The 14,854-nt window shown below is 29.0% G+C and carries 16 protein-coding genes and 2 pseudogenes; 7 read left to right on the top strand and 11 right to left on the bottom strand.

Annotated elements, in window-relative coordinates:
* Positions 1-22: 22 nt before the first annotated feature.
* Positions 23-964 (bottom strand): 4Fe-4S double cluster binding domain-containing protein, encoded by a 942-nt coding sequence (locus tag CLRAG_RS02150; protein ID WP_065076866.1) that lies wholly within the window; start codon positions 962-964, stop codon positions 23-25.
* Between the two features lie 129 nt (positions 965-1,093).
* Here CLRAG_RS02150 and CLRAG_RS02155 point away from each other — a divergent pair, with 129 nt between their 5' ends.
* Positions 1,094-1,636, top strand: a complete 543-nt coding sequence (locus tag CLRAG_RS02155) for a CGNR zinc finger domain-containing protein (protein ID WP_065076867.1) — start codon at positions 1,094-1,096, stop codon at positions 1,634-1,636.
* 38 nt (positions 1,637-1,674) lie between these two features.
* Here the strand turns inward: CLRAG_RS02155 and CLRAG_RS21360 are convergent.
* The 7 genes and pseudogenes from CLRAG_RS21360 to CLRAG_RS02180 form a co-directional block, all read right to left on the bottom strand.
* Positions 1,675-1,782 (bottom strand): annotated as a pseudogene (locus CLRAG_RS21360) (nitroreductase family protein); the annotation flags it as partial.
* Positions 1,772-2,113: pseudogene (locus CLRAG_RS02160) on the bottom strand (flavodoxin family protein); the annotation flags it as partial. The pseudogenes CLRAG_RS21360 and CLRAG_RS02160, both read right to left, overlap by 11 nt.
* Before the next feature lie 66 nt (positions 2,114-2,179).
* Positions 2,180-3,490: an acyl-CoA thioesterase/bile acid-CoA:amino acid N-acyltransferase family protein gene (locus tag CLRAG_RS02165; protein ID WP_065076886.1), complete on the bottom strand. Its 1,311-nt coding sequence runs from the start codon at positions 3,488-3,490 to the stop codon at positions 2,180-2,182.
* Positions 3,491-3,500: 10 nt separating this feature from the next.
* Positions 3,501-3,632: a transcriptional regulator gene (locus CLRAG_RS20365; protein ID WP_207644781.1), complete on the bottom strand. Its 132-nt coding sequence runs from the start codon at positions 3,630-3,632 to the stop codon at positions 3,501-3,503.
* Positions 3,633-3,687: 55 nt separating this feature from the next.
* Entirely contained in the window at positions 3,688-4,335 is a 648-nt protein-coding gene (locus tag CLRAG_RS02170; protein WP_065076887.1) for a potassium channel family protein, read from the bottom strand.
* 28 nt (positions 4,336-4,363) lie between these two features.
* A complete protein-coding gene (locus CLRAG_RS02175) occupies positions 4,364-5,767 on the bottom strand; it encodes a TrkH family potassium uptake protein (protein ID WP_275507567.1) in 1,404 nt (467 codons plus the stop codon).
* Positions 5,768-5,968: 201 nt separating this feature from the next.
* Positions 5,969-6,433 carry a GreA/GreB family elongation factor gene (locus CLRAG_RS02180; protein WP_065076869.1) on the bottom strand — a complete coding sequence of 155 codons (465 nt, stop codon included), beginning with the start codon at positions 6,431-6,433 and terminating at the stop codon, positions 5,969-5,971.
* A gap of 329 nt (positions 6,434-6,762) precedes the next feature.
* On the opposite strand from CLRAG_RS02180, the gene CLRAG_RS02185 reads away from it, so the two are divergent.
* The 5 genes from CLRAG_RS02185 (at position 6,763) to CLRAG_RS02205 (ending at position 10,996) form a co-directional block, all read left to right on the top strand.
* Positions 6,763-7,401, top strand: coding sequence for a phosphoribosyltransferase (locus CLRAG_RS02185; RefSeq protein ID WP_065076870.1), 639 nt, complete (start codon positions 6,763-6,765; stop codon positions 7,399-7,401).
* 303 nt (positions 7,402-7,704) lie between these two features.
* Complete coding sequence (locus CLRAG_RS02190) at positions 7,705-8,532, top strand: methyl-accepting chemotaxis protein (protein WP_065076871.1); 828 nt, start codon at positions 7,705-7,707, stop codon at positions 8,530-8,532.
* 170 nt (positions 8,533-8,702) lie between these two features.
* Positions 8,703-9,338 carry a sulfite exporter TauE/SafE family protein gene (locus CLRAG_RS02195; protein WP_065076872.1) on the top strand — a complete coding sequence of 212 codons (636 nt, stop codon included), beginning with the start codon at positions 8,703-8,705 and terminating at the stop codon, positions 9,336-9,338.
* Positions 9,335-10,510 (top strand): 4Fe-4S binding protein, encoded by a 1,176-nt coding sequence (locus CLRAG_RS02200; protein ID WP_065076873.1) that lies wholly within the window; start codon positions 9,335-9,337, stop codon positions 10,508-10,510. The genes CLRAG_RS02195 and CLRAG_RS02200 overlap by 4 nt, the downstream gene beginning before the upstream one ends.
* A gap of 36 nt (positions 10,511-10,546) precedes the next feature.
* Positions 10,547-10,996, top strand: a complete 450-nt coding sequence (locus tag CLRAG_RS02205; RefSeq protein ID WP_065076874.1) for a hypothetical protein — start codon at positions 10,547-10,549, stop codon at positions 10,994-10,996.
* Between the two features lie 74 nt (positions 10,997-11,070).
* Here CLRAG_RS02205 and CLRAG_RS02210 read toward each other — a convergent pair whose 3' ends face one another.
* From CLRAG_RS02210 to CLRAG_RS02220, 3 genes are read right to left on the bottom strand one after another with little or no spacing between them, the layout of a single operon-like run.
* Complete coding sequence (locus tag CLRAG_RS02210) at positions 11,071-11,505, bottom strand: hypothetical protein (protein WP_065076875.1); 435 nt, start codon at positions 11,503-11,505, stop codon at positions 11,071-11,073.
* A 31-nt stretch (positions 11,506-11,536) separates the two neighbouring features.
* Positions 11,537-12,085 (bottom strand): LytTR family DNA-binding domain-containing protein, encoded by a 549-nt coding sequence (locus tag CLRAG_RS02215; protein ID WP_065076876.1) that lies wholly within the window; start codon positions 12,083-12,085, stop codon positions 11,537-11,539.
* A 16-nt stretch (positions 12,086-12,101) separates the two neighbouring features.
* On the bottom strand, positions 12,102-13,214 hold the full coding sequence (locus CLRAG_RS02220; protein WP_242872076.1) for an SLC13 family permease: 1,113 nt from the start codon (positions 13,212-13,214) through the stop codon (positions 12,102-12,104).
* Positions 13,215-13,562: 348 nt separating this feature from the next.
* Here CLRAG_RS02220 and CLRAG_RS02225 point away from each other — a divergent pair, with 348 nt between their 5' ends.
* On the top strand, positions 13,563-14,474 hold the full coding sequence (locus CLRAG_RS02225; protein WP_065076878.1) for an AEC family transporter: 912 nt from the start codon (positions 13,563-13,565) through the stop codon (positions 14,472-14,474).
* Positions 14,475-14,854: the final 380 nt, after the last annotated feature.

A 14,854-nucleotide genomic window follows, 5' to 3' on the forward strand; every position in this document is an offset into this window, starting at 1 on the left:
TTATTATAACTTATCTTTTAAATCATTTCATTATCAAAACTTTCAAATTGCGTGGAAGTAATTTATAGTCTTCTATAAAACTAATTGATTCTAGCTTTTTGTAGGTTGTTTCTGGCAATTCCTCTAATGGAGTTTTAGCAAGTATTTTTCTTGTCTCCCAATCATTAAATTCGGTAATATCCTTTATGCTAGTTATACATTTTTTATTTACAGGACATATAATTTGACATCTCATACAACCTATTAAGCAATTGTGCCACTCTGGTCTTAAGCTTTTTTTGAAATCTCCGCTATCTTCATTTTGAAGTGTAATACATTTATTAGCATGTACTATAAATCTATCCTCTGCTATTGCCCCTGTAGGACAATTTTTTAAACACAGATCACAATTTTTACATGCTTTCATAACGGTATACTCCCCCCATGAGTCATTTTTCCAGGGCATATCTGATACATATACTCCAAGCCAATAAAAGCTGCTTTCACCATTTATATAACAAATATTATTTCTTCCATATGTACCTAATCTACTTTTTACTGCTAAAGGTTTGCATGGAATATTAACCTTAATTGCCTTAAAATTTTCATAGGAAAGTATCTTCTCAACAATTTCAGTTATCTCAAATATTTTCTTATGTTTTTTCTCAAATTCACTGCTTGAATTTAATAAATACATTGGCGGCATAATTACAGCATACTTTTTTAAGCCTAAAGTAAAATATACTCTTGCTACTGGCTGTGGAACCGCTATAATAATAATTGATTTTGGTTTTAAAAAATCATCTGATACCTTATAATCAAATTTATTTAAATACTTTCCAATATTAACATTTATATCTTCATAAGTTTGTTTCATATTTTCTATTTCTAATCTTATTTCTTCCATATGTTTAAAGGATATAACTTGTGCCTTAAAACCATATTCTTCAACCTTCTTTATGAAATTATTTGCATAGTTTTTCATTTGCCTGCACCCCTCTTCTTAATATGTATAGTGTAACTATCAATTTTACATAATACAGTTACATTGGTATAATTGGATAATAACATCAATCTAAGTAACGGTCAATATAATTAATGGAGGTTACATAAAATGGAGTTCTTATGTATGGATTTTATCAATAGTCAATGGTACAAAACTCATAAAATTTTTAAGGATCCCCTAAAGGATAAAAATTGGTTAAAAGATTTTTGTGTAAAATGGAATTTAACAGATACTCATATACCTGATAAAGAAATGATTAATAAATTATTAGAACTTAGGGATTTTTTAAGTTATGTTACAAATAAACTATGTACAAAAAAAACATTAGATTTAAAAGACATAAATAAAATAAATGATTATCTTAAAGCTTCTTTATTTTATAAGATATTAGAAAAAAGTGAAGATAGATTCTGTATAAAAACTGTTCCAGTTAAATCCTGTTCAGATTTTATCATATTTGAAATCATTTCTTCTTTTGCTCAAATGATTTCAAAATACGATATAGACAGAATTAAACTTTGTGAAAATCCTGAATGTAGATGGGTTTTTTATGACGAAAGTAAAAGTCATACACGAAAATGGTGTGACAATACCTGCGCAACTCTTATAAAAGTTCGCAGATTTAGAAAAAATAGAAAACAGAAAAAATGACATGATCAAAACTCAATTTGATCATGCCATTTTTTTGTTTATATAAATGCAACATCCAATTTATCACGATCTACTAACCTTTTATACTTGTATTTAGGATATCCAACCATAAGTGCACCTGTTATTACTTTGTCTTTTAGTATACTCTATCAACGGAAAAAATAACCTTTCTATAAATGATCTTGTTTCACCCGTAACATTACCCAAATATATAGGTGAACCTAAAACCACTGCATCTGCTGTATCCAGCTTTTTCAGTACAGGAGAAAGATCATCTACCCTGGCACATTTACCGTAACTTTTACCTCCTTTTAATTTACATGCAAAACAGCTAGCACAACCTTTAAAGTTTAAATCATACAGATGAATAATTTCTGTTTCAGCCCCTTGAGAAGCGGCTCCTTCAAGAACCTTATTTAATAAAGTTGCTGTATTATGATTTTTTCTAGGACCTCCATTAATAGCTATTACTCTCATATCACAATCCTCCTTGTATAATAAGTTTACATAATTTTCAATTCAATAAAATTTCATATTTAATATTTATTTAATTGCCCACTTCTCTAAAAATTTGACTGTTTCATTCCACGAGTCCATATTTGCCTTTGCCCAACTTTCTACATCATATGGATATTTCTCTGATGGATATATTGACTGAAAAGGCACTGTCAACATATGACCTGACTTTGCAAAGGTAATGTGCTTATATTCACGTTTAAAATGTGATTTTTCAAATATACTGCAAGCTGTTTCTGAATGCATTTTTGAAGGCCATATTTCATCTGCTGCTGATGATATCATTAAAACAGATCCATTTATCTTGTCCAATGCAATAGTAGCCTTGTCCCTATCGCCTTCTTCAATTAGTTTTTTATACATCCATGCCAGTGCTCCTTTTTCTTTTTTCATCATTTTTATTATCAATCGCAGTATAATATGAAAACTAAATTTTAGATAAGGTATTTCGCGACCTCTATACATCCATGAAGAATGATGAGAGGGAAGTTTTCCATTCTTAATCCCCTCATATACGTAACAACTTGGAGTATTTGCAATAACACAGGTGATATCTTTAAACATAGATGCTGCAAGGAGCACCAGTTCACCACCCTTAGATCTTCCATATATAGCTATCTTGTTTTCGTCAACAGTATCCTGCCTCTTTAGCCACTTTACTGCATTTTCAACGTACTCAAGAGGTATCATGTTAAGATCCTCTGGTGTTCCTTCAAGTCCAAAATAACAAACCGCTAATGCAGAATATCCTCTCATGGCAAATAGTTCAGCAATTGCCTGTGCTTTTTCAATTCTGCCATCACTTCCACTTAAAACAATTATTGCAGGGTGTTTTATATTATCTTTTGAAGTAAAATATCTTGCTAAGAGATTTTTTTCTACTACATCAACACTTTCGATTGTGTCATCACAGTAAACCCTTGTATGTTTCTTTGATGCAATTATTTTTCCATTTTTCTCTACTGTAAATGTAATTTTGTACTTCCTATTTTCATTTATATTACTTAACTTTTGTATTAACTTGCTCTTACGGATCTGCTTTGGCCTCATAGAATAAAATAATCCCATTTTATCACAATTACTATAAGTTCCATCAACTGGCACTGCATTTTCCAAGTTAATATTTCCACATTCATCTGTTTCAAAAACTGCATAAGACTCCCACAACGTGTTATCTCCTATTTCAAGTATAGAAGCATTAATACAATAGTAATCGCTGCTTACCGCACGAATTGTAACTTTTTCATTTTTGGGAAGACCATTTATTTTTATATCAACTAGCTCATCTACTCTTGATACTTCTGGTGTTATTTTTATTGTACAATTATCATTATTCATAGTTTCTCCTCTACCTTCTATCAAAATCTGCTATTTCCCCATAACCTGTCCAGTTAGACCCATCATAAGCAGCTAATTTATTTAAAAGTTTCCACAATGTCTCTAATTCTTCATCATCAAAGTCTCTAAATATAGTGCTCATAAGTTCATAACATTTGTAATATTTCTACCGTATATTTTTCTCTATTACATATAATCTACTTCAGATCTTCAATTTCATTATACTTACCTATGACAATTAAAATATCACCTTTTGATATTTTATAATCGGATTTAGGAGATACATAAATGGAATCATTCCTTTTTATAGCTATAATATTTATTCCATACTTAGATCTTATGTTTAACTCTTTTAAAGTTTTGTCGTACCACTTTTCAAATGCAAATATTTCTGTTATACCATATTCTGAAGATAACTCTATAAGTTCAAGTATATTTTCTGATGCCAGACTATGAGCAACTCTAAACGCAGTATCTCTTTCAGGAAAAACTACTTTGTCAGCACCTATTTTATATAAGATTTTTGCTTGAATTTCTGTATTTGCTTTAGCAAGAATATATTTTACACCCATTTCCTTTAATATAAGAGTAGCAATAACACTACTTTGAAGATTAGTACCTACCCCTATTATGGCAGCATCAAAGTTGTTCACACCAAGAGATTTTAAATTTTCTTCATCAGATATATCTGTTTGCATAGCCTGAGTTACATAAGGGCTTATTTCCTGTACTACCTCTTCTTTTGAATCCACCGCTAGTACATCATTACCTAAATTATAAAGTGTTGTAGCTACTGAAGCTCCAAATTTACCTAAACCTAAAACTATATATTGTTTTTTTGACATCATACTTCCTCCATTTCTTAAGTTTATTTTATCCAATTAATATTCTACCTTTAGGGTATTTTATAGAATTAGGGGTTGTTCTCTTTACTATTGATAATATTATTGTAAGGCCTCCTAATCTCCCTAAAAACATCACCATTGATATAACAAATTTACCAAAAGGAGTTAAATTTGGTGTAATCCCTAAACTAAGTCCTACAGTTCCAAAAGCAGATACACTTTCAAACAATATATTTTCCATAGTAGTTCCACTTTCAGTTATAGATAACATGATTGAAGATACAAATACTATAATTATTCCTATAGATAAAACTACCAGTGACTTATACACTGTATTTTTATCTATTGTTCTATTACAAATTTCAGTATTTTCCCTACCACTTATTATAGATAAAACCGTTAATATAATGATAGCTAAGGTAGTTGTTTTTATACCCCCAGCTGTAGAACCTGGTGAGCCTCCTATAAACATAAGTATCATAGTTAACAGTTTACTATTTCCATTGATATCGGCAAGTGAAATAGAGTTAAAACCTGCAGTTCTTGGTGTAATGGATGCAAATACACAAGATAATATTTTATTTTTTGTACTCATATTTCCTATGGTTGCAGTATTGTTTCTTTCAAATATAAAAAACAATACTGTACCTGAAACTATTAAAATGCAAGTTGTAATAAGTACTACTTTTGAATGAAGTGATAACTTAACTCGCTTTGAGCTATAAAATATACTCCACAATTCCTGCCATACATAAAATCCAAGACCTCCAATTATAATTAAAGAACTTATTGTAAATATAACAAGGTAGTTGTTACTATAAGGAGTTAAACTTTTTCCATCTCCAAATAAATCTATACCTGCATTGCAAAAAGCAGATATAGAATGAAATACTGAAAAAAACAATCCTTTAATAAATCCAAATTCAGGTATGAATTGAATAGATAAAATTACAGCTCCTATAAATTCAATTAAAAAGGTGAAAATTAATATGTATTTTGACATTTTAACAAGTCCCTGTAGATTAAATGAGTTTAAAGATTCATGTATTATCATCCTTTCTTTTAATGTAATTTTTCTTCCAATAATTAGTGCAAATAGAGTCGAAAATGACATAAATCCCAATCCACCGACTTGAATTAGTATCATAATTACTACTTTTCCAAAATAACTCCAGTGATTTCCCGTATCTACAGTTACAAGTCCTGTTACACATGTAGCCGAGGTTGATACAAATAGAGAATCTATAAAACTTGTATATGACCTGTTTGTAGATGAAATAGGAAGATGCAGAAGTACTGTACCAAATAGTATTATTATTAAAAACCCAAGTACTAAAGTTTGTATTTCATTTATCTTGAATAATTTGCAAAATTTATTTTTCGTTTTCATTAGTTCTAATCTCCTTATTAATTTCTTATAGAAAAAGCCAATAGTTTTAGTATAATACAAAAATAAAGTTTTCAGTCTATAACCATCATTTAAATTTATAATAGCCTCCTATGATATTTTGATTTTATCATAGGAGGCTACATTTTACAGTCCCACTTTAGAAATATTTATCTTTTAATTTCGCAATCCAGTGATCTTTCATATTAGAACAGCTAACGTATGTATCATTTGAAATAAAACTTACTATAACATTTTCAATATTTCTACCGTATATTTTTCACTTGGAGCATTAACTTCAACTGTATCTCCAACTTTTTTGCCTACTAATGCTTTTCCTAAATCTGACTCTATGCTTATAAGCATATTTTCTGGGTCAGCATCTATAGTAGTTACTAATGATACAATTTCTTCATCTTCATCCTCTACAAATTTAATTTTAAATTTACTATTAACACCTATTATCGATTTATCTGCACTTTTAACATCTATTACAGTTGCAGTTGAAATCATACTTAATAGATACTGGATTCTATTGTCATTTTCTCTGTAGTTTGCACAGGCTTCTTTATACTCTGCATTTTCAGACCTATCACCATGTGCAGCAGCTACTAATTTTTCCTTTGCTATTTCAGCCCTTTTTACGGTCATTCTATAGTCTAATTCTTCTCTTAATTTATCAATATTTTCTTGTGTTAGTATATTCTTCATATAAGGACAAACCTCCCCGCCATATATTATGTTACTATTATATAATATATAGAGAAAAATTTAAAATCTCTTGCATAATTTTATAGTTTCAACTTAAACTAATCCATATCAAGTGATTCTTAGGTTCAGGTGGAGTTTGCTTATAAGGAATACCTTTGCTCCATCTGAACCTTAGAAGAATTTACCCAGGTGCGTAGCAGTGCTTATCCCCCACTTTGAAGAAAAGCAGATGTCCCAAATCTTTGATTTGGTGATAGTCGCTTTCACAGAGTGCGATGGGGGGTGTTAGCAATGGTAGCAATCGGATAAATTAAGGAAGAGTTGATAATATGTTTGTAGATAGAAAAGATGCTGGCGAAAAGCTTTCTATAGAACTTGAGAAATTTAAAGATGATAATCCTATTGTTCTTGCTGTCCCAAGAGGTGGAATAGTAACAGCTTATGAAACTATAAAAAAATTTGGATTCGAATGGGATTTAATCATTCCAAGAAAAATCGGTTCACCTCGTAATAAAGAGATTGCCATTGGTGCTGTATCCTTGGATGGAACTTATCTTTTAAATGAAGAATATATACATATGCTAAATATATCCGATGAGTATATAGGAAAAGAATTATCTAATCAAATAAAAGAAATTAAAAGAAGATTAAATAAATATAAAGGAAATGAAAGTTTTCCTGATGTAAAGAATAGAACAGTAATAATTATTGATGATGGAATTGCAACTGGTTTTACAATACAAGCAGCTATAAAGTCAATCAAAAAACATGGTGCAAAAAAAATTATTCTAGCTGTACCAGTAGCCCCACGAGATACAATTTCTCTATTAAAAGAATTTGTAGATGAAGTTATATGCTTATTTATACCCGATGAATTTTATGCTGTAGGCTTACACTATAAGAATTTTGAACAAACTACTGATGAGGAAGTCTTTGCTATAGTACGTGAATTAAAAAGAGATATCTAAATAAGTCGTCTTGGATTTTCATTCAAAGGTACACTTAATTTTACATTTTTATACCACTATTATATAATATATTATTATGTACTACACTATTTCATCAATGAATCTTACTTAGTGGGAAAAGCAGATATCTCAAATCTTTGATTTGATGATAGTCACTTTCTCTTTAGAGTTTTGTTCCTCCCACTAAGTTTAGATGAATTATCTAGGGGCGTAGCTACTGTTATCTCCCACTTTGATAGAAGCGGGAGTGTTACAATAGGTAGCCATCAGATAAATTAAATACCATAGAAGGGAAAGTAGACTATGCTAAAAAAGAATTTTTCAAATGATATATTAAAGAGCGTTTATAATAATATTCCTTATATTAATATTTTTTTTGATAATGACATAGAAATAATGCTTACTGACAGAGAAAAGGTATTATATTATCAAGGTAGTAAAGAAATAGATGCTAAAATTCAAGAAGGATCGCCAGCAGGAAAATTTGTGAAAGAAGCAATGAAATTAGGTAAAGTTGATGTTAAAATCATTCCTGAAGATTTTATAGGAGTAGCATTTAAGTCATATATGATTCCAATAAAAGATGGACAAACTGTTATAGGATCACTAGCCATTGGGAAAAGCCTTTCTAAAAAAAATGCTGTAACCAATATTACAAATACATTATTAGGAAAACTGTCAAACGTACAAACAGTTATAACTGACATTTCATCTCAAGTTCAAGAATTAGATAATATGAACAATGAAATACTATGTGAAACTAATACTGCAAAAGATATGACTAGTGGTACAGATAATATAGTTAGCTTCATAAAAGGCATATCATCTCAAACAAATCTTTTAGGGTTAAACGCATCTATTGAAGCAGCAAGAGCTGGAGATCAGGGAAAAGGATTTAATATTGTTGCACAAGAAATTAGGAAATTATCCAGATCATCTAATGAATCTATAGAAAAAATAGAACATGTTATTAAAAGTATATCCTCATCAGTAGAAAAAGTAAATGATAAAGTAGCTAATGTTGAAAGTATATCATCCAAACAATCAGCAGCTTTACAAAAAATTTCTTCATCCATTGAACAGTTAAATTCTACTGCAAAACTGTTAGAAAAATTTGCAGATGATCTATAATTTTATTTTAATAAATTGTATTTTAGGGTGCCATATGCACCCTATTTTTATTTTGTGCAAGCATTTCAAAAATGCATCTTATATACTCTATATTGCATGTTAAAAGAAAACTATAGTTTACATTTATAAAACCCAATATAATAAATTTGTAATAAAAAGGAGGTTAACTTATGTTCAAAGGATTTATCTTGGGACTTTCAAGCGGTGGCTACTGCCTTGCTTCTTGTATTCCTGTATTTGTTCCCTATATTTTAAGTGAAGACAAAAAGACAAAATGGAATTTTATTTGTTTATCCAAATTTATGTTAGGAAGACTTCTTGGTTATATACTATTTGCTCTTTTGGCGTGGATTACAGGAAACTTTATAATAAAACAATCTCACTATAAAGAAATTATATTTGCACTGTCTTATATATTTTTATCATTTACACTTATAGTTTACACATTTTCAAAGTCACATAGATTTTGCAATATTAAATACTTTAATAAGTTTTTTAACTACTCAAATAAAGAAAAGGGCTTTACTACTGTAGTTCTTTTAGGATTTTTAACAGGTATAAATGTATGTCCACCATTCATTTTAGCTTTTTCAGATGCTGCTTTCTTTACTAATATCATCAGTAGCATTTTGTACTTTGCTGCCTTTTTCGTAGGCACTGCTGTTTATTTCATACCCATTCCATTTATAGGTGTTTTAAAAGGTAAGCAAATTAAATTAATAGGTCAAATGTGTTCTTTGATAATTGGAGTGTTTTACATGTATTCAGGAATAATGATGCTTTTTAAGGAGATGATGTTAAGTTGAATAATTTAGAAACTAAAAAAATAGCAGAAACAAGTACAGGCAAAAAATTTGCAAAATCAGTAGCTGCTTGTATACCAATATTACTGTTAAGTATTGTTTTGTTAAGTGGCGGCAGTTCCCTTCCAAAGGAACCTTTAATGAAAATTTCTTTTTCCATAGGCTATATTTTTATAAATATAATATTTTTTCTTATGGTGTACACAAAGAAAACTTATAAATATAGGAAGATATTTTTTGTAGTCTATGCCCTACTTTTTGCAGTCAGTTTTATGACTAATTTAATAGAAGTAAGAGGAAGTATTTTCTATAATGAATCCACCTTTATTAATGGAGAAACCCCATTTTGTCATATGGTTATTCCAATGATTATAATACCTGCTGCTTTAACCAAAACCATAATTTTCCCTGGTTCTCTTTTAAATGGATTTGCTAGCATTGCAAGTATGATAGTAATTTGGCTTGGAGCTAGTATATCCTTTGGACGGGGCTGGTGCAGTTGGGCTTGTTTTTATGGAGGACTTGATGAAGGCTGTTCTTCACTATGTAAAAAACCAAAGTTGAAAATAAATAGGAAGTGGACTTATTTATCCTTTGCTATTTTAATATCCATTGTTTTATTGTCTGCTGCTACTCTTGCTCCTGTTTACTGTGATTGGCTTTGTCCCTTTAAAGCAGTTACGGAAGCAGAACAAATAACTTCCACAATAGTGTTAATTAAAACTATAGTTTTTTACTCCTTATTCTTAATTTTAGTTATAATACTACCTATACTTACTGGAAAAAGAACTCAATGCGGACTATTTTGTCCCTTTGGAGCCTTCCAATCCTTTTCTAACAAAATAAATATATTTGAAATAAGAATAGATAAAAACAAATGCTTAAATTGCAAAAAGTGTGTAAGAGAATGCCCAACTTACTCAATAGATGAGAACAGTCTTGCAAATGGGAAAGCTTTAATGACCTGTACCAAATGTGGAAAATGTATAGATACATGTCCTGCTTCTGCTGTATCTTATCACATAAAAGGTACAAAAATAGGTGTGAAAACTAATTTATCAAGGTATTTATTTCTCTATCCTGCATATATTTTTGCACTTACAATTGGTGGTGGAGCTATGATTAAGGGAGTCTATAGACTTTTAAAACTTATAACTACAGGCAGCTTTTTTTAGAAGCAATTAAATAATAAAAAGAAAGGCGGATTAAAAATGATCAAATTGAAAGCTTTTTTAGGATATACTGCTGCTGTTTTGTCCTTATTTGTAGTACTAGCCACTTTTATAGCTAATGACTTCTGGGCTAAAGAGTTTGTTAATATAACTTCACTAAAAGTTTCTCCTATATATACCGGCGGTGAAGTAAATAAGACTATTTCTTTTAAGGATTATAACATAAAAATACACAAACCTGTATTTCAGGGTCTTTTTTCTGATAGGTCTAAAGGCTTTGTTGAAATTGATTATGTGGGTAAAAATATACCTAAAGTAATTTCTCAAAGTATAGATTTTGACAGCGATGGTAAATATGATTTTTATATTAAATATGATACTAAAAATGATAAACCTCAATTTAAATCTTTAAATAAAAATGTAGTTTCTCTGCAAGGAGTATATAAAATAACGACTGGATATGCTGTCAGAGTAAATTTAAGAAAGTAGGTAGCCATCAGATAAAAAGTAAGGTTCACATAGAGTCTCGAACCTTACTTTTATTTAGTTACTTTTTGACACATTTAACGATTTCCTCTTAGTTGTTTCTTCTTATTTATAAGTTTCAAATTAAACTTCAAATATTTTTTATAGGAATAGTAGCAAAAGCCCATTCCTAGAAATTCCGCTGATATTAAAATTGAGGCTAATGTCACCGTTACAATTTTTTCATCATAAACTAAATAGTTATAAAACGATGGTATATATGAAATAACTCCTATTATAACAAACACTGCTAAAAAAGATAATTTTGCATCAATTTGTTTTATCCCAAACATATAAATGAATACAAACCTGGAAATTGTTCCGATAACACCACCAAGTATACAAGATATAATTAATATAGACGCAACTACGCCATTCATATTTACAACCGTTACTTGGCACATACCAACAAATAATCCAATAAATACAGATATTATTAAGTTAAATAAAAAGTCTTTTACGTTTTCCTTCATATTCAAATCACCTCAAAATTTATAAACCTCTCTATACGCCGAGGAATTTCTTAAAATCGTTCAAATATTTTCGTGTAACATAAACTTCTTCATCTATATTCATAATTTTTAATATAAGCTTACTATTAAACCAAGAAATTATACGATCTACCTTCTCTATATTTACAACAAAACATTTACTCACTCTTATAAATCCTTTACTTTCTAGCTTCTCTTCTAACTCATAAAGCTTTTCCTTTACTTTATATTTTTTGTCCCTTGTCCTACCGAAAACGTCATTACCCATAGCTTCAAAATAATAAATGTCATCGTAAGTTAATACTTTAAGCTCATCTTTTTCGCATCTTCCTGTAATTATATTTTTAAACTCCTCTTTACTTGTTGAAATTTCATCTAAATAATCCATTAAAACATTTATGGTCGTCATATCAAAATATATGCCTATTTTTCCCTTTTCTAAAGGAAATCCTTTTTCAATTACACACACATTGGCATCCTTACTAATTTTTATTTTCCGGGTATTAAGTATTTCTTCTAATACTCTGGTCATATTTTGAGAACAAATTAAATTCATTTCCATGATAAAACCTCATTTTTCACATTCTACTATAAAAAAAAGTTCCTAAAACAACTAAGAAAAAAAAGTTTAAAATAGTAAATTTCATTAAATATTCCTTCTTCTTCTCTGGATATTCATTGACAAATATCTTATATGATATAAGGCTAGCTAAAGAAGCAATTGGAGTTCCAAGCCCACCAATATTTGCACCACAAAACAGAGCATAGCTATACTTGGTAAAAGGAGCCAACAAAATTGTGCTCGGTACATTGCTGATCATTTGACTTAAAATAATCGAGACAATATAACTTGCTCCCATGGTTTGAGTAATATTTGATAAATTACTTTTTAAAATAGATATATTTGATATATTGCCAACTGCAATAAAAAAGCATATAAAAGTAATTAGCAATCTATAATCAACCTTTTTAAATGTACTTTTGTTTAAAATGAAAGTAATTAGTACCACTACAAATAATGAAGCTAAATAATACACCATACCAAAAACACTTAAAATTATAAGAACAAATAATATTGAAAATATACCAATTTTCTTTTTTTCAACTACTTTAATACAACTCATATCACAATTAATTTGCTTTGGCTTAATAATAAAACTTATTAATATGATTAAAATTAAACTAATGATACAAATGGGTAGTGAAAAATCGAAAAAACTTTTTGCATTTAATTTAAAAAATGAAAAAATATAAAGATTTTGTGGATTCCCCATGGGTGTTGCACTGCTTCCCAAATTTGCAGAAATTGTTACCATAACTGAAGGTATAATAATATTAAAATCACTTTTTTGTGAGATTAATACCATAATAGGCAGCACCGTCAATAATGACACATCATTTGTTAAAAGCATTGAAAATACGAATGAAATTAAACACAATACTTGAGTTAATATTCTTTGATTTTTACAACTATTTAAAATAGCTACCGAAATATAACTAAGCAAAGAGTATTCTTCAAAAACTTTTATTATAATCATTAATTCAAATAAGCAAGCTATTACTTTGAAATCTATGTAATCTATACGAGGAATATTAAAAAAAGAAGTAATTATTACTGCTAATAAAGAAGCCGAGAAAAAAATATCTTCACATAATTTTAATTTTATTTTATTTAACACATTTATAGCCATATTTCCCCCTAGAGAAAACATCAAAAAATTACCCGTACTTCAAAATCAGCACAAGGCTTGTCTACGTTGCCGCAATGTAAAACTTATTGCCGCTAAACTTTTCTATTCCATAATTCTAACGAATTGTATAGAAAGAACCAGTTTATCAAACATTAGTGTAAATCTTATTTACTAATAAGTCAATATTTATTTCAATTTCTTATCTATCCCCCCTTATACGCTATTTGAGTCAGATATAAAAGCTTTTCAATTGCTAACTTAATGTTTGACAACTTACATCTTATCTGTATATGATAAATTTGTTTATATAATTTTTTATAAAACAATAAATAGCAGGAAGGTTAATATATGGGAACAAATACAGTAATAACTCAAATAATATCGTTGTTTTTAGTTGCATTAGTAGGTTTTTATGGTGGAAAGAAAAATATTATAGATGAAAATTTATCAAATGGATTGTCCAAGCTATTAGTAGAAATAACCACTCCTTTTTTAGTTATTTCTTCATTTAGTATTTCTTATGGTTCAAATGTTGCAAATAATATTATAAGGGCTTTTATCTACAGCTTTATAATATTTACATTAACTCCACTATTCGTAAAGCCTTTACTTATAGGAGTTGATAAAAATAAGAAGAACGTTCTTCAATTTGCAATGGTGTTTTCAAACTGCGGCTTTATGGGATTTCCTGTAGCTCAAAGTATTTTTGGAAATGAGGGAGTTGTTTATGCTGCTATATTTAACATGGTTTTCAATATCTTTGTATGGACTTATGGTGTAATGCTATTTAATAATACAAGCAGCTTTAAAGAAGTAATAAAATCTCTTAAAAATCCAGGAATAGTTTCTGCAATAATTGGACTTCTAATTATGGTATTTTCAATAAAAATCCCCCCTATGTTTATGAACACAATGAAAATGGTGGGAAGTCTCACAACTCCTATATCTATGCTCATAATAGGAAGTTTATTGTCAAGAAGTGAGCTTAGTAAGATTATTAAAGACAAGAGTATGTACTATGGTTCACTCATAAAACTTATACTTATACCAGCAGCATTATACGTAGTTTCACTTTTATTTAAAGAACATTCTATGGTATTAAAGACATTAATCTTAATGCAAGCTATGCCTGCAGGAGCATTTACAACAATTTTTGCAGAAAACTTTAACAAAAACAAAGAGTATTCTGCTTTTATAGTATCCTTTTCATCACTGCTCTCAATAGTTACTATACCAATTGTAATTAAACTTTTCATATAGAGTTTCTAACCAGAAAATCAACTTATACCAGCCATATACTAACAAATTTCATCACACTAAAAACTTTTTATAAGTCTAAAGCTCGGTATTTTGAAAATCTAAAGGAGCTTATATAAACTCGTACCTCAGACATATATAAGCTTCTAAGATTTTCTAAAATACCTCACTAAGACTTATAAAAAAAGTTTTTAAATGTGCTTTCAATTTTGTTAGTATATTTTATGTATAAGTTAAATTTCAATTAGAATCACTCATATAGGGTTTCTAACTAAAATATTAACTTATACAGAATAATTAAAATTCTTCTCCAAATACTAAATGTACGGAGAAAGGAGTTTTAATTATGGGAAGAAAATCATTTGAAATAGAATCACTGTATG

This window comes from Clostridium ragsdalei P11 (genome assembly GCF_001675165.1).
Taxonomy (GTDB): Bacteria; Bacillota; Clostridia; order Clostridiales; family Clostridiaceae; genus Clostridium_B; species Clostridium_B ragsdalei.

Coding starts and splice junctions, on each gene's coding strand:
- CLRAG_RS02150 (WP_065076866.1), bottom strand. CDS start 964: ATGAAAAACTATGCAAATAATTTCATAAAGAAGGTTGAAGAATATGGT.
- CLRAG_RS02155 (WP_065076867.1), top strand. CDS start 1,094: ATGGAGTTCTTATGTATGGATTTTATCAATAGTCAATGGTACAAAACT.
- CLRAG_RS02165 (WP_065076886.1), bottom strand. CDS start 3,490: ATGAATAATGATAATTGTACAATAAAAATAACACCAGAAGTATCAAGA.
- CLRAG_RS20365 (WP_207644781.1), bottom strand. CDS start 3,632: ATGAGCACTATATTTAGAGACTTTGATGATGAAGAATTAGAGACATTG.
- CLRAG_RS02170 (WP_065076887.1), bottom strand. CDS start 4,335: ATGTCAAAAAAACAATATATAGTTTTAGGTTTAGGTAAATTTGGAGCT.
- CLRAG_RS02180 (WP_065076869.1), bottom strand. CDS start 6,433: ATGAAGAATATACTAACACAAGAAAATATTGATAAATTAAGAGAAGAA.
- CLRAG_RS02185 (WP_065076870.1), top strand. CDS start 6,763: ATGTTTGTAGATAGAAAAGATGCTGGCGAAAAGCTTTCTATAGAACTT.
- CLRAG_RS02190 (WP_065076871.1), top strand. CDS start 7,705: ATGCTAAAAAAGAATTTTTCAAATGATATATTAAAGAGCGTTTATAAT.
- CLRAG_RS02195 (WP_065076872.1), top strand. CDS start 8,703: ATGTTCAAAGGATTTATCTTGGGACTTTCAAGCGGTGGCTACTGCCTT.
- CLRAG_RS02205 (WP_065076874.1), top strand. CDS start 10,547: ATGATCAAATTGAAAGCTTTTTTAGGATATACTGCTGCTGTTTTGTCC.
- CLRAG_RS02210 (WP_065076875.1), bottom strand. CDS start 11,505: ATGAAGGAAAACGTAAAAGACTTTTTATTTAACTTAATAATATCTGTA.
- CLRAG_RS02215 (WP_065076876.1), bottom strand. CDS start 12,085: ATGGAAATGAATTTAATTTGTTCTCAAAATATGACCAGAGTATTAGAA.
- CLRAG_RS02220 (WP_242872076.1), bottom strand. CDS start 13,214: ATGGCTATAAATGTGTTAAATAAAATAAAATTAAAATTATGTGAAGAT.
- CLRAG_RS02225 (WP_065076878.1), top strand. CDS start 13,563: ATGGGAACAAATACAGTAATAACTCAAATAATATCGTTGTTTTTAGTT.